Here is a 21,128-nt window from a genome sequence, read left to right as displayed (position 1 = left end):
AAGACTGTGTGTCACAGGAGGGTCACGCGTCCAAGACGGCTGCTCGATGCGACGATAGAACCGGCCTATTGACGGGAGCCGCGGCCCCGAGCTCGTGACGCTGCGACCTTCCGATCAGCGCGACACGTTTCCCAGGTCGACCGTGATGCTGCCGACGCCGAGGTAGAAGGGCGCGGGTACCGGGGGTCGCCGGAGCTGCACGAGATGCCGGAGCGCCAGCCACGGCCACCGGGGCACCGAGTGCGTCCCGGTGACGTGGACGGTCGCCCTGGTGCCGGCGGGTTCGGAGAAGGCGAGTGCGGGGCCGTAGGTGCCGCGAGCCATCCAGTTCGGGGTACCCGGGGCGTCGGTGTCGAGCAGCCGTCGCGGCGGCGACCAGTCGCGACGATCGGCGCTCGGTCGCGGTGCGGTGATCCACCACAGTCCCTGGGTGGGCAGGCCCGGTGTGGCGTGCAGGTCGGAGCCGCGGGCCAGGATCATGACCCAGCCCTCACCGCCGCGCGCCACGGCGTTGTCGAAGAAGCCCTCCGAGGAGTCGGCGAACGTCCTGGGGGGTGACCAGTCGGTGATGCCGTCGACGCTCTCGGTGCAGCGCAGCTCGTAGTCGGGCAGCTCGCCGGGGCCGATCTCGTGCGGGTTGGCCTGGTACCACATCCGGTAGCAGCCCTCGGTGTGGACCACGAAGGGTTCCAGCACGCTGGACCGGGGCGGCGTGCCCTGCAGGACGGGATCGGGGTGTCGCTGCCAGCGTCCGTCCCGGTACTCCAGGACGCCGATCGCGTACCGGCTTCGCGGGCCGTAGTGCTTCGTGGTGGCCCGCCCGGTGTAGTACAGGCGCGGCCCGTTGCCCCCCGAGGGAGGGACGTAGCTGGGGGTGTGCATGCCGGCGGCGTCCCAGCCGCGGCGTGGAGGATCGGCCGCCAGGGCCACCGCACGCCCGCGGTCGTCGACGTCGACCGACCAACGCCCGCCCGGATCGGTCCCCTCGGTGAGGGTGGCGCGGTACAGGCGGTTGCGGAAACCGGTCGAGAAGCCGCCCAGGAACATCGTCCAGCGACCGTCGATGCGGTGGACGTCCGGATCGCCGACGCCGAGCAGGCCTCGTGGTATCGGCCCGTCGATCATGTCCCACAGCACCCGCGCTGCCGGGGCGCCCTGCGCTCGCCACTGATCGACGTACGACGTCATGAGAAACGACCTCCTGATCGGAGCCGCGCGGCAGCGCGGTGACTCCCCTGTGGATCAGGTAGGTCGGTGACGCCGAACGTACCAGCCCTCATCGGCTCGTTCAACGCCGACCGGACCGACCGGCACCAGCCGGGCCCGGTTCACGTCCCGGGCTTGCGTGTGCCGCGACGGCAGGGTGTCCGATGGACCCACCGCCCCGAGAGGAGCCAACCCCGTGTCCACGACGACCGGCCCGGCCGGGAACGCGGTCGGCCGGATGAACCTGCCGCGACAACCGTGGGGGCGGCAGGATGGTGTCATGACGGAATCCCCGGCGTCGTCCGCCGGCTCGTTCCTGCCCGCGAAACCCGCACTCGTGACCGTCGACGACGATCCGAGCGTCTCCCGCGCCGTGGCCCGCGACCTGCGCCGCCGCTACGGCGAACGGTTCCGGGTGGTCCGCGCCGAGTCCGGCCAGGCCGCGCTCGACACGCTCAAGGAGATGGCCCTGCGCGGCAACGACGTCGCCGTGCTCCTGGCGGACTACCGGATGCCCGGCATGAACGGGCTGGACTTCCTGGAACACGCGATCGACCTCTACCCGGCGGCCCGCCGGGTGCTGCTCACCGCCTATGCCGACACCTCGGCGGCGATCACCGCGATCAACGTCGTCGACCTGGACCACTACCTGCTCAAGCCGTGGGACCCGCCGGAGGAGAAGCTCTACCCGGTCCTCGACGCGATGATCGAGGCCTGGGAGCGGACCGAGCGCCGGGAGGTCTGCGAGACCCGGGTGATCGGGCACCGCTGGTCCGCCCGCTCGCACGAGGTCCGCGACTTCCTGGCGCGCAACCAGGTCCCGTATCGCTGGTACCCGGTCGAGGGGCCGGAGGCGTGCCGGTTGCTGACCGCCGCGGGGGTGGACGACTCCCGGCTCCCGGTCGTGATCTCCCCGTCCGGGGAGTGCCTGGTGGCACCGGGGGAGGCCCAGCTCGCCGACCGGGTCGGGCTGGCGACGGCCCCGGCCACCGACTTCTACGATCTCGTCGTGGTCGGCGGCGGCCCCGCCGGGCTCGGCGCGAGCGTGTACGGCGCGTCCGAGGGGCTGCGCACCGTCCTGGTCGAGCGCACCGCGACCGGTGGCCAGGCCGGGCAGAGCTCCCGGATCGAGAACTACCTGGGCTTCCCGGACGGTGTGTCCGGTGCCCAGCTCACCGATCGGGCCCGCCGGCAGGCGGTCCGGCTCGGTGCCGAGGTGCTGACCACCCGCGACGTCGTCGGTCTGGAGGCGAACGGCAGCGCCCGGACCGTCCGGTTCGCCGACGGCACCGCGATCAACGCACACGCCGTCGTGCTCGCCACCGGCGTCTCCTACCGGGAGCTGACCGCGCCCGGGCTGGCCGACCTGGTCGGCCGCGGCGTGTACTACGGCTCCGCGCTGACCGAGGCGTCGGCCTGCGCCGGTGACGACGTCTACATCGTCGGCGGTGCCAACTCCGCAGGTCAGGCCGCGGTGTACTTCTCCCGCTTCGCGCGGAGCGTCACCATCCTGGTGCGCGGCCCTGGCCTGCAGGCCTCCATGTCGCAGTACCTCATCGAGCAGATCGAGGGGATCGACGCGATCACGGTCCGCACCGGCACCGAGGTCGTCGAGGCCACCGGTGGCGAGCGCCTGGAGAAGCTCACCCTGCGCGACCGGGGGAGCGGCGAGACCGAGACGGTGGACGCGGGCTACCTGTTCGTCTTCATCGGCGCCAGCCCGCGGACCGAGTGGCTGGGCGAGCGGATCCGGCGTGACGAGGGCGGGTTCGTGCTCGCCGGCCCGGATCTGGTGGTGGACGGCAGGCGTCCGGCGGGCTGGAACGTCGATCGGGACCCGTTGCACCTGGAGACGAGCCTGCCCGGGGTGTTCGTCGCCGGCGACGTGCGGGCCGAGTCGGTCAAGCGGGTCGCGTCCGCCGTCGGCGACGGGGCGATGGCCGTGTCCCTCGTCCACCGCTACCTGGAGAACCCGTCATGACCGAGCCCACGCCGACCACCTGCGACCCGGACGAGCTGCGCACCCTGTTCCTGTTCGAGAAGCTGACCGACGAGCAGCTGGCCGCGCTCTGCGGGTGGGGCCGGGTCGAGGTGCACCAGCCCGGCCCGGTCTACACCGAGGGCGAGCCGGCGACCTGCTTCTTCGTGCTGATCGAGGGCACGGTGGTGCTGCACCGCCGCTCCGGCGGCGAGGACGTCGAGGTGGAGCGGACCTCCCAGCGCGGCGTGTATGCCGGGGCCTGGACCGCCTATCTCGGGGACCGGGTCCCGCAGGTGTACGGCAACTCGTTGCGGGTTACCGTGCCCTCCCGGTTCTTCGTGCTCGACGCGGACAAGCTCGGGATACTCATGCAGGAGTGGTTCCCGATGGCGCTGCACCTGCTCGAAGGGCTGTTCTTCGGGATCAGGAACAGTCAGCAGGTGGTCGACCAGCGGGAGCGCCTGCTGGCGCTGGGGTCGCTGTCGGCCGGTCTGACCCACGAGCTCAACAACCCGGCCGCGGCCGCCGTGCGGGCCACCGCCACGCTGCGCGAACGGGTCGCCGCGATGCGGCACAAGCTCGGCCTGATCGCGGCCGGCTCCTACCAGCGGGCCGATCTCGAGACCCTGATGCGACTGCAGGAGGACGCGGCCGACCGGGTCGGCAAGGCCCCCGACCTGAGCCCGATCGAGGCGGGTGACGCCGAGGACGCCGTCGGCGAGTGGCTGGAGGAGCAGGGGATCGCGGGCGCCTGGGACGTCGCACCGAACTTCGCCGCCGCCGGGATCGACGTCGACTGGCTGGAGCAGGTCCGGGCGAGCGTGCCCGGACCGACCCTGGAGAGCGCGGTCCGCTGGCTGAACTACACGGTCGAGACCGAACTGCTGATGAACGAGATCGCGGACTCGACCACCCGGATGTCGACCCTGGTCGGCGCCGCGAAGCAGTACTCGCAGATGGACCGGGCGCCGTACCAGACCGTCGACGTGCACGAGCTGCTCAAGTCCACACTGGTCATGCTGTCCGGCAAGCTCGACGGCATCACCGTGGTCAAGGACTTCGACCGCACCCTGCCGGAGGTCTCGGTCTACGCCGCCGAGCTGAACCAGGTGTGGACCAACCTGATCGTCAACGCGGTGCAGGCGATGGGCGGCGACGGCACGCTCACCGTGCGCACCGGGCGGGACGGCGACTGGCTTCTGGTCGAGGTCGCCGACACCGGCCCCGGCGTGCCGGAGGAGATCCGCTCCCGGATCTTCGAACCGTTCTTCACCACCAAGGCCGTCGGCGAGGGCACCGGGCTCGGCCTGGACATCTCCTGGCGGATCGTGGTGCGCCGGCACCACGGCGACCTGCGGGTGCTCTCCGAACCGGGGAACACCCGCTTCCAGGTGCTGCTGCCGTTCGAGGTGGCCGAGCCGGCGGACTGACGGCGCCGGCCCGTCCGGCCGGCCCGTCCGGCCGGCCATGAGACCTCCGGGCCCGCGGTGTTGACTCACCGGCACGGCAGCCACCCGGGTGCCCGGCCGAGAAACCGGAAGGAACACGATGAGCAGAACCGACGGGCTCACCACCGAGGACGTCGAGTTCCTCGCCCGCCCCCTCCTCGGGATGCTGGCCGTCGCCGGTGCGGCGGACCCGCCGCAGCCCCGGCCGGTCTGGTTCGAGGTCGGCCCGGACCGCACGATCCAGCTGTTCAGCCTGCGCAGCTCGCCGAGGATGCGCCGGCTCGACCGTGATCCGCGCGCCTCGCTGCTCGTCCCGGCCCCGGTCGGGGAACGCGAGCGGTGGGTCGCCGTGACCGGTCGCACCACGGTGCACGAGGACGGGGTGGACGAGCTCGTCACCCGGCTCGCGGGCCGCTACTGGGACCTCGACGAGCGGGCGGACGACCTCGCCGAGATCCGCGCCGCGGACAACGTGCGCGTGGTGCTGCACCCGGAGTCGGTCTCACGGACCTCGTTCTGAACTGCGGTGCCGAGGCGTGCACGTGCGGTGACGGTCACCCTCGGCGCCACGGGTCGGGCGAGTGGCGCTCACCGCGACCGGGGCACGATGGGCGACATCGATCATGTTGTGCGACACGAGGGGTCGAATTGCGGTGCCCTGTCGTCGGGTCGCGCGTTGACCAGGTATGAACGCCGACGCCGACGCCCTGACCGCGCCGATCCTCGGCCGCGCCGACATCGAGTCGCTGCGCCGTTCCGGCCCCCGCCACCGGCGGCACGACGAACCCGCGGCCGCGACCCGGCACCCCGCCGGGCCCGCTCCCTCGCCCGCCTGGCCCTGGTTGGCGCTCGTCGTGCTCGGGAACCTCGTCGTGCTGGGCATGCTCGTGCTCGTCGTGCTCTGGACCTGACCCTCGGGCAGGGCCCGCCGATCGCGGCCCGCGCCGATCCTTGTGCCCCGGTTCACGACGGGGGAGAGTCGCGGAGCAGGCCCGCGGCGTCGAGGAGCAGAGGATCAATGGCGATCGAGAACCCCTACTACACGCACGAGTTCCACGGTGACTACGACCTGATCAGCCTCGGGGAGTTCGCCCTGGAGGAGGGCGGGGTGATCCCTGACCTGAACCTCGCCGTCGCCACCTTCGGCACGCTGAACGAGGCCAGGGACAACGCGATCCTGGTGACGACGTGGTACTCGGGAACCCACCAGATCTTCCGCGACGTCTACATCGGGCCAGACCGGGCGCTGAACCCGGACCGCTACTTCATCGTCGTGATCAACCAGATCGGCAACGGGCTGTCCACCAGCCCGCACAACGCCGCCGGCGCGAACGCCGGGATCGCGATGTCGCGGTTCCCGCACGTGCGGATCGGCGACGACGTCCGCGCCCAGGAGCGGCTGCTGCGCGAGCACTTCGGCATCGAGACGCTGCAGCTGGTCGTCGGCGGGTCGATGGGGGCCCAGCAGACCTACGAGTGGATGGTGCGCTTCCCCGGCAGGGTCAAGCGCGCCGCCCCGATCGCGGGCACCGCGCAGAACACGCCGCACGACTTCCTCTACACCAAGGCCCTGGTCGAGGCGATCACCTCCGATCCCGGCTTCAAGGGTGGCGAGTACTCCTCGAACACCGACGTCGTCGACGGGCTCAAGCGGCACGCCGGCATCTGGGCGGTCATGGGCTTCTCCACCGAGTTCTGGAAGCAGGAGCTGTGGCGGGGGCTGGAGTTCGAGTCGAAGGAACAGTTCGTCGAGGGGTTCCTGGAGCCCTACTTCACCCAGATGGATCCCAACGACCTGCTCTGCATGGCCTGGAAGTGGCAGCGCGGTGACGTCGCCCGGCACACCGGCGGTGACCTGGAGGCGGCGCTGGGCCGCAACACGGCCGTCGCCCGGATCATGCCGATCAACGAGGACATGTTCTTCCCGGTCCGCGACCACGAGGCCGAGCTGGAACTCACCCCGCACGCCACGATCCGGGTGATCGACGACCTGCTCGGGCACCTCGCCCTGTTCGGTGTCTCGCCGACCTACATCGGGCAGATCGACCATCACCTCCAGGAACTGCTCGACACCGAGGTGTGATGGCCGGCGACGGGGTGGCGGACCTGGTCGCGGTCGAGTCGGCGCGCCGCAGCTTCCTCGGGGCGGGCCGGTTCGGTCCGTCGCCCGCGGTGCGCCCCGAGGTGCTCCGCTCCTGGGAGCGTTCGAAACTCGGCGAACCGGTCTTCGCCGGGCACGAGAACGCCGGGTCGGCGGTCGTCGAGGCCGCCGAGGCGTTCGCCGGGTTCCTGGCGCTCACCCCGGACCTGCCGTTCTCGCTGGCCCTGGTCGGCGGGGACGGGGTGCTGCGGGTCCGCCGGGACGGCGACGACGACCTCGCCGCACTGCTGGACGCCGTCCTGCTCACGCCCGGGTTCCGGATCGCCGAGGACGTCGTCGGCACGACCGCCGCCGCACTCGCCCCGCACACCGGCGGTGCGGCGCGCGTCGACGGTCCCGAGCACCTGCATCCGGACCTCACCTGGCTGGCGGAGGCCGCCGCCGTCGTCACCGGGGACGGCGGGGGGCCGGACGACGTCGTCGTCGTCCTCGGGCACGTGAGCGTGCCGCCCGGTGAGCTGGGGCTCGCCCTCGCCCGGGCGCTCGCCGCGGAGGTCGGCGCGCTCGTCCGGGGCCGCCGCACCCGGCTGGCCAGGGCGGTGCACGACAGTTACGCCGCCGCCGAGGCCGCAGGTCACACCTGGGTGCTCGCCACCGACGGCGCGTTCCTGCTCAGCTCACCGGGGGTGCGCCGGATGCCCGCCGCGGACCAGCAGGTGCTCGGTGATCTCGCGATCGGCGGCGCCGTGCTGTGCGAGGACGGTCCGCGGCACACCGACCTGCCGTCCGGGCGGTGCGCGCAGATCGCCGTGACCCCGGTGCCGGGGGGTGGTTGCGTGGTCGCCGGCGGGCCGGTCGACGAGTCCCGGGCCGCCGTCGTCCCGGAGGCGGTGCGGCGGCAGGGCTCGCACGTCGCCCCGACCGGGCGCCGTGACTACGCCGCCGACCTGCGCGACGGCGAGGGCCGCACCCACTCCGAGGCCCGTCGCCGCGCCAACCGCGAGCTGCTCAGCCCCTACCTGCGGGCCCGGCACGAGGTCGCCGCGGCGATCGGCCAGGGCCGCCACCAGTTGCTCGTCGGGGAGGCCGGGTCCGGGAAGCGGACGCTGGCCGTCGAACAGTTCCGCCGCGCACACCCGCGAGGCCGGACCCGGATCGTCGACTGCGCCACGATCGGCAACGGCGGCCCCGACCCGCTCGCCGGCGTCGCCCGCGATCCGGGGGACCGGTCGCAGCTGTTGGTGCTGTCCCAGATGAACCTGCTCGGGCCGGTCGCCGCGCGCCGGCTCGACGAGTCGCTGCGCACCCTGGTGGCGATGCCGGGGCCGCTGGTCGTGGCCGGCTGCGTGGACTCCGCCTCGGTGGACGCGACCCGCCCCTACGGACTGCTGCTCCGCCACTTCCACGAGACCGTCCGGGTCCCGGCGTTGCGCTACCGCGCCGACGAGCTCGGCGACATCGCGCTGTCGATCCTGCACTCGCTCTCCGGCGGCCGCTCGCTCCGGTTGTCGTTGCAGGTCGTGCGGGTCCTGGAGGGGTACGCCTGGCCGGGGAACCTGCGCGAGCTGACCGACGTCCTGCGCTACGTCGTGGCCCGCAAGCCGATCGGCGTGATCCAGGCGCCGGACCTGCCCGCGTCCTGCTTCACCGGCCGGGCCCCACGGATGTCGATGCTCGAGGCCGCCCAGTGCGACGCGATCATCCAGGCGCTCTACGAGTCGCGCGGCAACCGCTACAAGGCCGCCGAGATGCTCGGGCTCGCCCGTTCGTCGCTGTACCGCAAGATCGACGCCTTCGGGATCAGCTACATCGGCTGAGAGTGTCCCGATCCCGGGACGACCGGCCCTGCGGCCGGGCCGTCCACCCGCGGGATAGTCCTATATCGCGACACTCGAATGTGTTTCGGGTCACTAGCGTCCATGACGCCGGACAACGAAACCCGCTCACCGACACGCGGAGGCAGCAGATGAAGGCACTCGTCTACCACGGCCCGGACAACAAGGCATGGGAGGACGTCCCGGACGCGGCCGTCCAGGACCCGACCGACGTCGTCGTCAAGGTCGACACCACCACCATCTGCGGTACCGACCTGCACATCCTCCAGGGTGACGTCCCTGCGGTCACCGACGGCCGGATCCTCGGTCACGAGGCGGTCGGCACCATCACCGCGGTCGGTGACGCGGTCAGCGGGTTCTCGGTCGGTGACCGGGTGCTCGTCCCGGCGATCACCAAGTGCGGCCGCTGCGCGTACTGCCAGCGCGGGATGCCGTCGCACTGCCAGACCGTCGGCGGCATCGGCTGGATCTTCGGGCACCTGATCGACGGGACCCAGGCCGAGTACGTCCGGGTGCCCTACGCCGACACCTCGCTCTACGCGGTACCGCAGGGCGTCACCGACGAGCAGGCGATCTTCCTGGCCGACTCGCTGCCCACCGGGTACGAGGTGGGTGTGCTGGCCGGCAACGTCCGCCCCGGTGACACCGTGGCCGTCGTGGGGGCCGGTGCGGTCGGACTGTCCGCGGTGCTCACGACCGGATTGTGGGGCGCGTCGAAGGTGATCGCCATCGACTCCAACAAGTTCCGGCTGGAGAAGGCGCTCGAGTTCGGCGCGACCGACGCGGTCGAGGTCGGGCCCGGCACCGTCGGGGACGTGACGGCGCTGACCGACGGGCTCGGCGTGGACGTCGCCATCGAGGCGGTCGGCTACCCGGAGACCCTGCTGACGGCCGCATCGCTGGTGCGACCCGGCGGCACCATCGCCAACGTCGGCGTGCACGGCACCCCGGTGGAGCTGCCGATGCAGGACATGTGGATCTCGAACGTCACGCTGACCATGGGGCTGGTCGACACCGTCTCCATCCCGACGCTGCTGAAGATGGTGGCCGGCGGGCGGATCCCGGCCGAGAAGATGGGGACGCACGAGTTCACCTTCGACCAGATCGACGAGGCCTACGACGTCTTCAAGAACGCGGCCGCCAACCAGGCGCTGAAGGTCGTCATCCGGCCCTGAGCCCCCGTCGGCCGCGGCGCCGGGCCCGGCTCGGCCAGGTGGCCCGGTCTGCCCGGGCACCGCGGCCTGGCCGGGTCACGGCGGTGGCCGCAGCACCGTCGTCCCGTGCCGATGCGGGCGGATCCGTTCGTGTCCGGGCGTATCTGCTGCGGGGACGGGCCGGGACCGGCATGATCCGCGGCCGTGACCACACCGCTGGAGCAGGCCTTCCGGGCCGCTCACGAGGACCTGCCGCGCGAGGCCCCCGGATCGGAGGGGACGACGGCGCTGCTGCTGCAACTCGTCGGGCGGCTGCCGGAGGCACCGCGGATCGTCGACATCGGCAGTGGTACCGGGCCGGCGACGCTGGCGCTGGCCGCCGCGACCGGCGGTGAGGTCGTCGCCGTCGACGCGTACGAGCCCTACCTGCACCGGCTGCAGGCGCGCGCCGCGATCTCCGGGCTCGGCGAACGGGTCCGCCCGCTCGTCGCGTCGATGGACGACCTGCCACTGCCCGACGGCGCGGCCGACCTGGTGTGGGCGGAGGGCTCAGCGTACATCATGGGGTTCGACGCGGCCCTGGCGTCCTGGCGCCGGCTGCTCGCACCCGGCGGTGCACTGGTGCTCACCGAGGCCGAGTGGACGACGACCGACCCGTCGCCGGGCGCGAGGGAGTTCTGGGACGCCGGGTACCCGGCGATGCGGACGACGGCCGGCAACGTCGCCGCCGCACAGCAGGCCGGGTACACGGTGCACGCCGCCTACCTGCTCCCGGACAGCGACTGGGACTCCTACTACCGCCCGCTTGCCGCGCGGCTGGAGCTGCTCCGGGCCGACGGCGTCGATCCCGGTGTGCTCGACGAGGTCGGGCGGGAGATCCGGATCCGCGAGGAGTTCGGGTCGGAGTTCGGCTACACCGGCTACGTGCTGCGCCCCCGCTGACCGCACGACCGGCACCCACGCCCGGCACCGTGCTGACCTCGTGCCGCGGCGGTCCCGGCGGCGATGTGGCAGCCACCGGGGCCGCCCATGGCCGAGCGGATCAGGACAGCGCGTCGGCGAAGATCGGAACGGCGTTGTCGATCGCGTACCGGGTCGACAGGACCGAACCGGCGGAGAACGCCTGGACCACGCCCTCGTCGTCCAGGATCAGCAGGTTGCCCGCCCGGGCCGACGGGATCTGGTTCAGCACCGGGTCCTCGCGGAGCGGGGTGGCGTCACCACCGATCGGGAACATCACCGTCAGGTCGGCGCTGAGCTGCTCGATCTGCTCGCGGGCAAGCTCGATGAAGAAGGTGTCACCGGCCTGGGCCTGGATCTCAGGCTTGTTGACGAACCCGAGGCTCTCCATGAAGTCGACCCGGGCGTCACCCCGGACGTAGCCGCCGTACTGGTCGCTGAAGTAGGCGCCGACCGCCACCGTCTTGCCCTCGAACTCCGGGTGAGCGGCCCGGGCGTCGGCGAAGGCCTGCTCGACCTCGGCGATCTGGCGGGCGCCCTCCTCCTGCTTGCCGAGCGCCGCGGCGACCATCTCGGTCTGCTGGACCCACGTCGTGCCGTAGGCGACGACACCGGGCGGCGGCGACACGGTCGGAGCGATCTTGGACAGCTCGTCGTGCTTCTCGCGGCTGTTGTCCGACCGGGTGTTGAGGATCAGGTCCGGTTCGAGCGAGGAGATCTGCTCGTAGCTGAGCTCCAGCGTGCCGAGGATGGTCGGTGGCTCGGTGACCAGGTCGTCCGCCCACGGACCGACACCGTTGCCGCCGAACGGGATCCAGTCACTGACGCCGACCGGTTGGACCCCGAGGGCCAGCGCGGCCTCGGCGTCGGACCAGCCGAGGGCGACCACCCGCTGCGGGTCGGCGGGAACGGTCACCGGGCCGAACATCGTCTCGATCGTCGCCCCCTCGGCTGCCTGTTCCTCCTCGACCTGCCCGCACCCGGCCAGGACGAGCAGTCCCGCGAGCAGTGCCGCCACACCTGTCGCCAGGCGTCGTCGCTGGAACGTCATGCTGTGTTCTCCACTTCGTTCGTGCTGGTCCGTGCGGTTGCGGCCGAGACGTGGTGCCGCCCGATCGGCACGATCATGGGTGTTCCGGACACGGGGTCGCGCAGGACGTCCGCCTTCATCCGGAACACCTCCTCGATCATGCCCGGGGTGACGATCTCGGACGGGCTGCCCTCCGCGAGGATCGCCCCGGCGCGCATCGCGACGAGATGGTCGGCGTACCGGCAGGCCAGGTTCAGGTCGTGCAGGACGACCGCGATGGTCGTTCCCGACCGGCGGTTCAGGTCGGTCAGCAGGTCCAGCAGCTCGACCTGGTTGGCGAGGTCGAGGTAGGTCGTCGGCTCGTCGAGCAGGAGCAAATCGGTGCGCTGCGCGAGGGCCATCGCGATCCACACGCGTTGCCGCTGGCCCCCGGAGAGCTGGTCGACCGGACGGTCGGCGAGCTCCCCGGTCGAGGTCACGGCCAGCGCCTCGGCGACGGCCGCGTCGTCCTCGGCCGTCCACTTCCGGAACCAACCCTGATGCGGGTACCGGCCGCGACTGACCAGGTCGGTCACGGTGATCCCGTCGGGGGCGACCGGTGCCTGCGGCAGGATGCCGAGCACGGTCGCGACCTCCCGGTTCGGGATCCCGGAGATGTCGCGCCCGTCGAGATAGACGCTCCCGTCGGCGGGCGCCAGCAGGCGGGCCAGCGCCCGCAACAGGGTGGACTTGCCGCAACCGTTCGGGCCGATGATCATCGTGACGGCGCCGGTGGGGACGTCGAGGCTGAGGTCCTTCACGACCTCACGCCGGTCGTAGGCGAGGCGGAGGTGCTCGGCGCGCAGCGTGTGGCGGGGGGCGCCGTCCTGGTCCGGGGTCATCGGTCATCCTCCTCGGCCGGCACGGTTCATCGTCGCCAGCTGGAACAGCAGGTAGGGCGCGCCGATCGCACCGGTGAGCACGCCGACGGGAAGTAACGGAAGGCCGGGGGTGTGCTGGGCGAGGAAATCCGCGACCAGCACGATCAGGGCGCCGACGAGCGCGGAGGGCAGCAGCGCGGGGCCGCCGTCCCTGGCGAGGCGTCGGCCGATCGGCCCGGCGAGCAGCGCGACGAAGGCGATCGGTCCGCTCGCGGCGGTCGCCACGCCGGCGATGGCGACTGCGCCGAGCAGCAGGCCGAGCCGGGCCTGCTGCACCGGTACACCCAGCCCGCGGGCCGCGTCGTCGCCCATGCCGAGCAGCCCGAGCACCCGGGCCAGCACCGCGGTCACCGGGACGAGGACGGCCAGCGCGATCGCCAGCGGGACCGCCTGCGACCAGTTCCGGCCGTTGAGGCTCCCGCTGATCCAGACCAGAGCGTCCGACGCGCTGGTGACCTGGGCGCGGGTCATGAAGTAGCTGATCACGCTCATGAGCAGCGCCGCCAGGCCGATCCCGACCAGGATCAGCCGGTATCCGGTGACCCCGTTCCGCCAGGCCAGCAGGTACATCGCGGCTGCGGTGAGCAACGCCCCGGCGAGTGCGACCGCGGAGATGCCGAGGCCGTCCAGACCGAACAGGATGATCCCCAGCACCGCCGCGGCGCTCGCCCCGGTGCTGATGCCGATGACGTCCGGGCTGGCCAGCGGGTTGCCGAGCAGGCTCTGGATGACGGTCCCCGACAGCCCGAAGCCGATCCCGACGAGCACGGCCGTCACCACCCGTGGCAGGCGGAGCTCCAGGATCACGTAGTTGGTGCTGCGGCTGCCCTGTCCGGCGAGGGTGGACAGGACGTCCGGCAGCGGTATGACGGACTCGCCGACGCAGAGGGAGACCGCGGCGACGAGCAGTACGCCGGCGCCGAGCGAGAGGCCGACCCCGATCCGGCGGGTGCGCGCGCTCGCCCGGCTGCGCAGCACGGCGGCCAGCTCACGAGCGCCGAGCTCGTCCCCGGTGGGGCCGGTGCGGGGGGTGTCGTCGACGCTCACAGGCTGCTCACCCGTCGTCCGCGCACGAGCGCGATGAACACCGGGGCGCCCACCACCGCGGTGAGGATCCCGACCTGGACCTCGCCCGGCCGGGCGATGATCCGGCCGAGCACGTCGGCGCCGACGACCAGCACCGGCGCGAGCAGTGCAGCGTAGGGGAGCAGCCAGCGGTTGTCCGGTCCCGCGACGAGCCGGGCGAGCTGCGGTATCGCGAGACCGACGAACCCGATCGGCCCGGCCGCGGCGGTGGCCGCCCCGCACAACAGGACCACCGCGGCACCGGCGATCACCCGGGCCCGGGTGATGTTCTGGCCGAGCGCCCGGGCCATGTCGTCGCCCAGGGCGAGCGTGTTCAACAGCCCGCCGGAGAACAGCGCCACGACGGCGCCAACCGCGATGAAGGGCAGGACCGAGGTCACGACCTCCCAGTCCCGGCCCGCCAGCGAGCCGACCTGCCAGAGCCGGAACTGCTCGAAGGCGTCGGAGTTGGTGAGCAGCACGGCGGTGGTGAAGGAGACGAAGGCGGCGTTCGCGGCGGCGCCGGCGAGCGCCAGCTTGATCGGGGTCGCGCCTTCGCGGCCGAGCGACGAGACGCCGTAGACGACGACGGCCGCGACGGCCGCGCCGATGAAGCCGAACCACACGTACCCGGTCAGGGTGGTGAGACCGAAGGCGGTGATGCCGACGACCACGAGCAGCGACGCCCCGGCGTTGATGCCGAGCACCCCCGGGTCGGCGAGCGGGTTGCGGGCGACCGCCTGCATGACCGTGCCGGCCAGACCCAGTGCCAGACCGGCGAGCAGACCCAGGATCGTGCGCGGGACCCGCTCGAGCCGCACGAACAGGTGATCGTTGTTCGTGGGGTCGAACGCGGCGAAGGCGTCGACCACGGTGGGGACCGGTATCGGCTTGGCGCCGACCGTCACGCTCAGCACGCAGACGGCGAGCAGGAGCAGGGCGGAGGCGACGAGACCGCCGGCCCGGCGGCCCGTCCCGGCCCCTCGGCGATCCCCTCCGACGCCGGGCGCCGCCGGGCTGGTCACAGCGCTCACTCCCGCCCACCTCCCCCTCCGGACGTCCACCGCGGGCTGCAACCGTCCGCTTAGCGTTGGCTAACCTATGACCTGGTTTCGTGGCAGGCAAGCTGATGAGTTCGCCGAGACGAGATCGAGACGTCCGGACGGCCGGGTGGTGCGGGTCGCCGCCGGGACGGTCGTCGTCCTGGGTCGCCCCTCCGCCGAAGGGATGACCGCGGAGCGTGTGCGGTGACCATCTGTCACCGCACCCTGCGCCATCAGGGTTACAATCCGCTTGTGATTCAGGTCCCGACCCCGGCCGTCGCCGGGCTCCTGCTGCGCGCGCTTCCGCCCGGGGTGCGCCGGGACGCGCACGTCGCCATGCAAGCGCTGGCCCCGTGGGGTGCGGTGTCCGCCCAGCTCGTGCAGGACGCCGGTGGTGGGGTCGCCGATCACGACGTGCACGTCGACGGTGACCCGGTGCAGATCCCCTACCGGGTGGCGTTCCCGTGGCCCGCGCGGGCCCACCTGAGTCGGTTGAGCCCTCGGCGGCAGGCCGTCGTCGCCGCCTGGATGTCCCGCAACGAGAACGCGGGGCTGCGTCAACGTGCGGTCCGTGAGCTGTTCGGGTTCGACGAGGCGTGGATCGTCCCGTTCGTCGTGCAGTTGTGCGGGGAGTACGTCCACGAGATCGGGGCCGACATCGAGGGCTTCGTCCGCGGCGGGCTCCCGCGGCGCCCCGAGCTCCGGGACGCCTTCGCCCGGTTCGTCCGCGACAACCCGCGGTACATCGCGACCACCCGGCTCCGGGCGGTCGCCTTCCGCGATCTCGACCATCGATGGCCGCACCGGCACGACCGCGACCACGGGTACCCGCAGATCGCTGCGCTCGACGCCCTCGTCGAACTGGCCCACCGGGGCGGTGACCGGTCGGGCGGATCCTCCGCCGCCCGGCTCGCCGTCGCCGTCTGACCGGGCTCAGCAGGTCAGCGCCGCGATCCCCCGGTCGAGCACGACGTCGGCGCCGACCGCTGTGCGGAAGGTGACCTGGTCGCCCGTCCGCCAGATCGACACCGTCAGCTCCTGGCCGGGCAGGACCGGCCGGGTGAACCGGGCATCCATCCCGCGCAGTGCCGCCGCGTCCCCGTCGCAGACGGTGGCGACCAGCGCCCGCGCGGTGAAGCCGTAGGTGCACATGCCGTGCAGGATCGGCCGGTCGAAACCGCCCTTCGCGGCGAACTCCGGGTCGGAGTGCAGCGGATTGCGGTCCCCGGTCAGCCGGTACAGCAGGGCCTGGCCGGGGGAGGTCCGGTAGGCCACGACGTGGTCGGGGGCCCGCTGCGGCACGGGATTGTCCGGCCGTGTGCCGCGGCGACCGCCGAACCCGCCCTCGCCGCCGATGAACACCGACCGCACGGTGGACAGCAGCGGCGCACCGGTCTCCGCGTCGACCGCCTCGGCCTCGGTCCGCACCAGCGCCCCGGAGCCCTTGTCCAACACCTCGGTGACCGTCGAGGTCACCCGGGCCCGGCCCTGCACCGGCAGCGGCGCGGCGAGGGTGAACGACTGCTCGGCGTGCACCAGCCTGGGCGGGTCGATGTCGCCGAGATCGACCCGGGCGTGGCGCGTCACCAGCTCGGCGAACGAGGGCAGCACCACCGTGCGGACCCCGGCGGTGTTCTCCGTGGTCAGTGCCAACTCGGAGGCCGGGTCCTCGGCGCCGGCGCCGACGGCGACCGCGTAGAGGAGCGCGTCGTCGCGTGACCACGCGAAGTTGACCGGCTCGCACTGCGTGCCCTCGAGGTCGGGGGCCAGGGCCATGGGGAGTCTCCTTCGACGGTCCACCGTGGCGAGAACCTATCTCGCGCGGTGCCCGCCACCCAACCCCTGCCGGCCCGGCTGACACACTGGGTCGTCCTCGGACGAGCACGTCCGAGGGAACCGAGCACGCGGGGGACGTGAGGCGTAGTGACGGCATCACCGGAGGCGATCGAGCTGACGAAGGTGGCCGCGGCCGCCGCGGCGGACAAGAAGGCCGCCGACATCATCGCCCTCGACGTGTCCGAGCAGCTGGTGATCACCGACTGCTTCGTGCTGGCCTCGGCGCAGAACGAGCGCCAGGTCCAGGCGATCGTGGACGCCGTCGAGGAGAAGCTGCGCGAGCGCGGCAGCAAGCCCACGCGACGCGAGGGCGACGCCGACAACGGCTGGGTGCTGCTGGACTTCACCGACATCGTCGTGCACGTGATGCACACCGAGCAGCGCGGCTTCTACGGGCTGGACCGGCTGTGGAAGGACTGCCCGACCATCGAGGTCCCGCGGGCACAGCCACCGGGTGACGACGAGGACGACGCGGGATGACGCTGCGGCGGATCACACTGCTCCGGCACGGCCAGACCGGATACAACGCCGGTGGCCGGATGCAGGGACACCTCGACACCCAGCTGACCGACGAGGGGCGGGCACAGGCCGCCGCCGTGGCGCCGCTGCTCGCCGACGTGGCGTTCGACCGGATCATCACCTCGGACCTGAGTCGCGCCTACGACACCGCGATGGTCGTCGCCGGTGCGACGGGCCTGCCGGTGTCGGTGGACAAACGGCTTCGCGAGACCCACCTGGGTGACTGGCAGGGCCGCACCGTCGACGAGATAGCGGCCAGCGATCCGGGTGCGATCGCCCTGTGGCGGTCGGACCCGCGGTGGGCGCCACCGGGCGGCGAGTCCCGGGTGGACGTCGTCGCCCGGTCGCTGCCGGTCGTGGCCGAACTGGACCTCGAGTACGCCGACGACCCGGTGGAACGTTCGGTGCTGCTCGTCGCGCACGGCGGGATGATCGCCGGGATGGTGTGCGGGTTGCTCGACCTGCCGGAGTCGGCATGGCCGGTGATCGGCGGCATGGGCAACGCGAAGTGGGCCGTGGTGGCCCGTCGCGACGACCATCCGCGCTGGCGGTTGTCGGGGTACAACATCGGTGCCTGACCTCCTGGTCGTCGCCGACTCGCTGGCCTTCCACGGTCCGGACCGGCCCTACCCGGCGGACGAGGCACGGTTGTGGCCGAACGTCGCCGCCGGCCACCTCGGTGGGGGTGTGGAGCTCGTCGCGAGGGCCGGCTGGACCGCCCGGCACGCCTGGGCCGCGATCACCGGTGACCCGCGGGTGTGGGCGGCGTTGCCCCGGGTGGACGCCGTCGTGCTCGGAGTGTCCGGGATGGACTCGCTGCCCTCGCCGCTGCCGACCGCGCTGCGCGAGCTCATCCCGGTCCTGCGGCCACCGTCGCTACGCCGGCTCGTACGCTCGGGCTACCGGCGTGCGCAGCCGCTGCTCGCGCCCGCGCTGGCCCGGCTGCCCGGTGGCGGGCCCGCGACGCTCCCGCCCCGGCTCACCGTGCAGTACCTCGAACGCTGCCGGGCGGGGGTGCACGCGCTGCGACCGGAGCTACCGGTGGTGGCGATGCTGCCGTCGGTGCACCGGGCCGCCGACTACGGGCTGGCCCACCCGCACCGGGCGGCCACCGAGGCCGCGATTCGGGCCTGGGCTGCCGCCGCGCCCGCCGTGTCCCTGCTCGACGTGGCATCGCTGGTCGCCGCCCACGTGCTCGGCGGGCACGGCAACCCGGACGGGATGCACTGGGGCTGGGCAGCACACCGCGACGTCGGTACGGCGCTCGCCGCCGTCGTCGCCGGGAGCCCGGCCGGAACGGGCGCACCGTCGTGAGCAGGCTGCTCGGCATCGACCTCGGCACCACCTCGGTGAAGGCGGCGGTGTTCACCGGCGACGGCCACCGGGTGGCCGCGGCGACCCGCAGGCACCCCACCCACCGCCCCCGGCCGGGATGGGCCGAGCAGGATCCCGCGGACTGGTGGCGCGGGCTGACCGGTGCCCTCGCCGAGCTGGAGGCGTCCGGGGCGCTGGGCGGCCTCACCGCGGTCGGGTTGTGCGCGCAGGTCAACACCCATCTCGTCGCCGACGCCGCTGGTACGCCGTTGCACCCGGCGATCACCTGGCAGGACGGCCGCTGTGCCGAGGCCGCGGCCGCCCTGACCGACCGGCTGGCTCCGGCGGACCGGGCCCGCGTGCGCGGCGGGCTCGGAACCATCGACGCCTCCCATCCCGTCGCCCGCGCGGCATGGCTGCAGGCCCATCGCCCCGACGTGTGGCGGCGAACCGAGCAGCTGCTGGCGCCGAAGGACTGGTTCCTGGCCCGGTTGACCGGACGGGCCGTCGCGGACCCGCTCTCCTCGATCGGCCTGGTCGGTCCGGACGGTGACCACCCGGACTGGCTGGACCTGCTCGTCCCCGGGCTGCGCGGACTGCTGCCGGCACTGGCCGATCCGGCGTCGGTGGCGGGGGAGACCACCGGGTCGGGCGGCCTGCCACCGGGGCTGCCCGTCGCCGTCGGGACGATGGACGCCTGGTCGGCGCTGCTCGGCGGCGGTATCGCCGCCCCCGGTGACGCGATCGACGTGGCCGGTACCTCTGAGGTGGTGGCCGTCGCGGCGACACCCGGCGCCGGTGCGCCCGGGATCGTCACCTTCCCGACCTGGCGCGGGCTGCACGTGCACGCCGGACCGACACAGGCCGGTGGCGACGCACTGAACTGGGCGTGCTCCGCGCTGGGCGGTACCGCCGAGGAACTGCTCGCCGCCGCGGCGACCGCGCAGCCGGGGGCGGTGCTGTTCCTCCCGCAGCTCGCCGGGGAACGGGCCCCGCTGTGGGACCCGCACCTGCGTGCCCACTGGCTCGGCGCCGGCTTCGGGACCGGGCGGGCCGAGCTGGCGCGAGCCGTGCTGGAAGGGGTCGCCCACGCCGCCCGGCACGTGCTCGACGCGCTGGAGGCCGCCGCCGGTCGGCCCGTTCCCGCACTCGCCGTGTGCGGTGGCGGGGCGAACAGCGACCTGTGGTGCCAGGTGAAGGCCGACGTGCTGGGCCGGCCGATGCGCCGCACCGCGGAACGCGAGGCCGGGTTGCTCGGCGCCGCCATGCTCGCCGGGATGGCCGTCGGTGCCGGTGACTCGGTGCCGGAGCTCGCGGCGCGGATGGTGCGGGTGGACCGCGAGTTCGAACCCGACCCGCGGGCCCGGGAACGGCTCGACGACGCCCACGGCCGGTACCTCGACGCCCAGCGGGCGCTGGCGTCGATCTTCCGGTGAGCGGTCGGGCCGAGCACCCGGCCGATGCCGGCGGGACCGGTGCCTGCGGGCCGGGTCGTCGACCTCTCCGCGCCCCCGCCCACCGGTAGGGTCCCCGCGTGCCCAGCTCGCCGGTCGCCGTGGTCACCGATTCCACCGCCTACCTCCCGCCCGGCGCCGCCGACCGCCACGGCGTGCACGTCGTGCCGCTGGAGGTGCGGTTCGGCGGGCGGATCGCCCGCGACGGGGTGGACATCACCGCGGCCGAGCTCGTCGCCGCCCTCGCCGATCGGACGCTCGACGTCCAGACCTCGCGACCGGCACCGGCGTCGTTCGCGGCGGTGTACGAGGACCTCCTGCGCGGCGGTGCCGGGCAGATCGTGTCGGTGCACCTGTCGCGTGAGCTGTCCGGGACCTGGGACGCGGCCCGCCTCGCGGCGCAGGAGACGGCCCCCGGCCGGATCCGCGTGGTGGACTCGCGGGCCATCGCGATGGGCCTGGGCTTCGCCGTGCTGTCCGCGGCGGACATCGCGACCGCAACCGGCGACGGCGCTGCGGCGGCTGCGGCCGCCGCCGACGTCGCGACCCGGTGCCGGGTGCTCTTCGGGGTGCAGGACCTCGAACGCCTGCGCCGCGGCGGGCGGATCGGTGCCGCCTCGGCGCTGCTGGGTGCCGCGATCGCGGTGAAACCACTGCTGCACCTGTCCGAGGGGCGGATCGCGCCGCTGGAGAAGGTGCGGACCACCGCTCGGCTGACCGAACGGCTGGTCGCCCTGGCGGTCGCGGCGGCAGCCGGGGCCGGGGCGAGGCTGGCCGTGCACCACCTGGGTGCCCGGGAGCGTGCCGAGGACATCGCCGACCGGCTCCGCGCGCAGCTGCCGCACGCCGCGGAGACGCACGTGTCGGAGGTCGGTGCGGTGATCGGGGCGCACGCCGGCCCCGGGCTGGTCGGGGTCGTGGTCGTCCCCGCCGGGTGAGTTCTGCCGCACCGCCACCACCTCCGTGATCGTCGTCCCGGCGGGCGCCGGCACCGGTCGATGTGTAGCAGCGGGCGCCGGCGGTGGGTGGCGTCCCGGCTCGGTCCATCCACAACCCGCCGGTACGTCCACAGGTCGGAAACTCGCCCTCGCAACGGCCCGCGGCGCTCCTAGCGTCGAGGGCGTGACCAGGTCGGATGCCAGTCGAGTCCCGTCCCGGCGGCTCGCCGGGCTGTCCGCGCGCCCGCCGGTGCACCCGGGTCCCGGGCGGCCGGACCACACCGGTCCGGCCGTCGGGAGCGGCCGGGGGCCCGGTGCCGCGGC

20 protein-coding genes are annotated in these 21,128 nt (G+C 73.2%); 14 read left to right on the top strand and 6 right to left on the bottom strand.

Going from position 1 to position 21,128, the window contains the following annotated elements; translation table 11 throughout:
- Positions 1-114 precede the first annotated feature (114 nt).
- The gene (locus tag AB0J24_RS05205; RefSeq protein ID WP_358675708.1) at positions 115-1,188 is read right to left on the bottom strand and encodes a hypothetical protein; all 1,074 of its coding nucleotides are present in this window, start codon (positions 1,186-1,188) and stop codon (positions 115-117) included.
- A gap of 298 nt (positions 1,189-1,486) precedes the next feature.
- On the opposite strand from AB0J24_RS05205, the gene AB0J24_RS05200 reads away from it, so the two are divergent.
- The 8 genes from AB0J24_RS05200 to AB0J24_RS05165 all read left to right on the top strand — a co-directional run bounded on the left by AB0J24_RS05200 (position 1,487) and on the right by AB0J24_RS05165 (position 10,667).
- Entirely contained in the window at positions 1,487-3,187 is a 1,701-nt protein-coding gene (locus AB0J24_RS05200) for an FAD-dependent oxidoreductase (protein WP_358675705.1), read from the top strand.
- A complete protein-coding gene (locus AB0J24_RS05195) occupies positions 3,184-4,617 on the top strand; it encodes an ATP-binding protein (protein WP_358675703.1) in 1,434 nt (477 codons plus the stop codon). Before AB0J24_RS05200 ends, AB0J24_RS05195 begins: the two co-directional genes overlap by 4 nt.
- Before the next feature lie 118 nt (positions 4,618-4,735).
- Positions 4,736-5,155, top strand: coding sequence for a pyridoxamine 5'-phosphate oxidase family protein (locus AB0J24_RS05190; protein WP_358675700.1), 420 nt, complete (start codon positions 4,736-4,738; stop codon positions 5,153-5,155).
- Between the two features lie 166 nt (positions 5,156-5,321).
- Positions 5,322-5,546 carry a hypothetical protein gene (locus AB0J24_RS05185; protein ID WP_358675697.1) on the top strand — a complete coding sequence of 75 codons (225 nt, stop codon included), beginning with the start codon at positions 5,322-5,324 and terminating at the stop codon, positions 5,544-5,546.
- A gap of 107 nt (positions 5,547-5,653) precedes the next feature.
- The gene (locus AB0J24_RS05180; RefSeq protein WP_358675695.1) at positions 5,654-6,718 is read left to right on the top strand and encodes an alpha/beta fold hydrolase; all 1,065 of its coding nucleotides are present in this window, start codon (positions 5,654-5,656) and stop codon (positions 6,716-6,718) included.
- A complete protein-coding gene (locus tag AB0J24_RS05175) occupies positions 6,718-8,553 on the top strand; it encodes a helix-turn-helix domain-containing protein (protein ID WP_358675692.1) in 1,836 nt (611 codons plus the stop codon). Before AB0J24_RS05180 ends, AB0J24_RS05175 begins: the two co-directional genes overlap by 1 nt.
- Positions 8,554-8,702: 149 nt before the next feature.
- Positions 8,703-9,746, top strand: coding sequence for an alcohol dehydrogenase catalytic domain-containing protein (locus AB0J24_RS05170; RefSeq protein ID WP_358675689.1), 1,044 nt, complete (start codon positions 8,703-8,705; stop codon positions 9,744-9,746).
- 183 nt (positions 9,747-9,929) lie between these two features.
- Complete coding sequence (locus AB0J24_RS05165; protein WP_358675687.1) at positions 9,930-10,667, top strand: class I SAM-dependent methyltransferase; 738 nt, start codon at positions 9,930-9,932, stop codon at positions 10,665-10,667.
- A gap of 100 nt (positions 10,668-10,767) precedes the next feature.
- Here the strand turns inward: AB0J24_RS05165 and AB0J24_RS05160 are convergent, their stop codons facing one another.
- From AB0J24_RS05160 to AB0J24_RS05145, 4 genes are read right to left on the bottom strand one after another with little or no spacing between them, the layout of a single operon-like run.
- On the bottom strand, positions 10,768-11,736 hold the full coding sequence (locus AB0J24_RS05160) for an iron-siderophore ABC transporter substrate-binding protein (RefSeq protein WP_358675684.1): 969 nt from the start codon (positions 11,734-11,736) through the stop codon (positions 10,768-10,770).
- Complete coding sequence (locus AB0J24_RS05155) at positions 11,733-12,596, bottom strand: ABC transporter ATP-binding protein (RefSeq protein WP_358675681.1); 864 nt, start codon at positions 12,594-12,596, stop codon at positions 11,733-11,735. Before AB0J24_RS05155 ends, AB0J24_RS05160 begins: the two co-directional genes overlap by 4 nt.
- A gap of 3 nt (positions 12,597-12,599) precedes the next feature.
- Positions 12,600-13,682, bottom strand: a complete 1,083-nt coding sequence (locus AB0J24_RS05150) for an iron chelate uptake ABC transporter family permease subunit (protein WP_358675679.1) — start codon at positions 13,680-13,682, stop codon at positions 12,600-12,602.
- A complete protein-coding gene (locus AB0J24_RS05145) occupies positions 13,679-14,734 on the bottom strand; it encodes an iron chelate uptake ABC transporter family permease subunit (protein WP_358675676.1) in 1,056 nt (351 codons plus the stop codon). Before AB0J24_RS05145 ends, AB0J24_RS05150 begins: the two co-directional genes overlap by 4 nt.
- Before the next feature lie 261 nt (positions 14,735-14,995).
- On the opposite strand from AB0J24_RS05145, the gene AB0J24_RS05140 reads away from it, so the two are divergent.
- Entirely contained in the window at positions 14,996-15,670 is a 675-nt protein-coding gene (locus AB0J24_RS05140) for a hypothetical protein (RefSeq protein WP_358675674.1), read from the top strand.
- Between the two features lie 6 nt (positions 15,671-15,676).
- Here the strand turns inward: AB0J24_RS05140 and AB0J24_RS05135 are convergent, their stop codons facing one another.
- On the bottom strand, positions 15,677-16,519 hold the full coding sequence (locus AB0J24_RS05135; protein WP_358675672.1) for a MaoC/PaaZ C-terminal domain-containing protein: 843 nt from the start codon (positions 16,517-16,519) through the stop codon (positions 15,677-15,679).
- Positions 16,520-16,666: 147 nt separating this feature from the next.
- On the opposite strand from AB0J24_RS05135, the gene rsfS reads away from it, so the two are divergent.
- The 5 genes from rsfS (at position 16,667) to AB0J24_RS05110 (ending at position 20,804) form a co-directional block, all read left to right on the top strand.
- The gene (rsfS, locus tag AB0J24_RS05130) at positions 16,667-17,059 is read left to right on the top strand and encodes a ribosome silencing factor (RefSeq protein WP_358675670.1); all 393 of its coding nucleotides are present in this window, start codon (positions 16,667-16,669) and stop codon (positions 17,057-17,059) included.
- Positions 17,056-17,676 carry a histidine phosphatase family protein gene (locus tag AB0J24_RS05125; protein WP_358675668.1) on the top strand — a complete coding sequence of 207 codons (621 nt, stop codon included), beginning with the start codon at positions 17,056-17,058 and terminating at the stop codon, positions 17,674-17,676. Before rsfS ends, AB0J24_RS05125 begins: the two co-directional genes overlap by 4 nt.
- Positions 17,669-18,412, top strand: coding sequence for a diglucosylglycerate octanoyltransferase (octT, locus tag AB0J24_RS05120; RefSeq protein ID WP_358675666.1), 744 nt, complete (start codon positions 17,669-17,671; stop codon positions 18,410-18,412). The genes AB0J24_RS05125 and octT overlap by 8 nt, the downstream gene beginning before the upstream one ends.
- Entirely contained in the window at positions 18,409-19,848 is a 1,440-nt protein-coding gene (locus tag AB0J24_RS05115; protein ID WP_358675664.1) for an FGGY-family carbohydrate kinase, read from the top strand. Before octT ends, AB0J24_RS05115 begins: the two co-directional genes overlap by 4 nt.
- Before the next feature lie 98 nt (positions 19,849-19,946).
- Positions 19,947-20,804: a DegV family protein gene (locus AB0J24_RS05110; protein WP_358675662.1), complete on the top strand. Its 858-nt coding sequence runs from the start codon at positions 19,947-19,949 to the stop codon at positions 20,802-20,804.
- The last annotated feature ends 324 nt before the right edge of the window (positions 20,805-21,128 follow it).

Source organism: Pseudonocardia sp. NPDC049635, from assembly GCF_040659795.1.
Lineage (GTDB): Bacteria > Actinomycetota > Actinomycetes > Mycobacteriales > Pseudonocardiaceae > Pseudonocardia.
The sequence above is the reverse complement of the archived record's forward strand: the minus strand, read 5'-3'. Positions and strand labels throughout refer to the sequence as shown.

What these genes read in the sequence shown, in the direction of transcription:
- AB0J24_RS05205 (WP_358675708.1), bottom strand. Translation starts at nt 1,188, where the DNA reads ATGACGTCGTACGTCGATCAGTGGCGAGCGCAGGGCGCCCCGGCAGCG.
- AB0J24_RS05200 (WP_358675705.1), top strand. Translation starts at nt 1,487, where the DNA reads ATGACGGAATCCCCGGCGTCGTCCGCCGGCTCGTTCCTGCCCGCGAAA.
- AB0J24_RS05195 (WP_358675703.1), top strand. Translation starts at nt 3,184, where the DNA reads ATGACCGAGCCCACGCCGACCACCTGCGACCCGGACGAGCTGCGCACC.
- AB0J24_RS05190 (WP_358675700.1), top strand. Translation starts at nt 4,736, where the DNA reads ATGAGCAGAACCGACGGGCTCACCACCGAGGACGTCGAGTTCCTCGCC.
- AB0J24_RS05185 (WP_358675697.1), top strand. Translation starts at nt 5,322, where the DNA reads ATGAACGCCGACGCCGACGCCCTGACCGCGCCGATCCTCGGCCGCGCC.
- AB0J24_RS05180 (WP_358675695.1), top strand. Translation starts at nt 5,654, where the DNA reads ATGGCGATCGAGAACCCCTACTACACGCACGAGTTCCACGGTGACTAC.
- AB0J24_RS05175 (WP_358675692.1), top strand. Translation starts at nt 6,718, where the DNA reads ATGGCCGGCGACGGGGTGGCGGACCTGGTCGCGGTCGAGTCGGCGCGC.
- AB0J24_RS05170 (WP_358675689.1), top strand. Translation starts at nt 8,703, where the DNA reads ATGAAGGCACTCGTCTACCACGGCCCGGACAACAAGGCATGGGAGGAC.
- AB0J24_RS05160 (WP_358675684.1), bottom strand. Translation starts at nt 11,736, where the DNA reads ATGACGTTCCAGCGACGACGCCTGGCGACAGGTGTGGCGGCACTGCTC.
- AB0J24_RS05155 (WP_358675681.1), bottom strand. Translation starts at nt 12,596, where the DNA reads ATGACCCCGGACCAGGACGGCGCCCCCCGCCACACGCTGCGCGCCGAG.
- AB0J24_RS05135 (WP_358675672.1), bottom strand. Translation starts at nt 16,519, where the DNA reads ATGGCCCTGGCCCCCGACCTCGAGGGCACGCAGTGCGAGCCGGTCAAC.
- AB0J24_RS05125 (WP_358675668.1), top strand. Translation starts at nt 17,056, where the DNA reads ATGACGCTGCGGCGGATCACACTGCTCCGGCACGGCCAGACCGGATAC.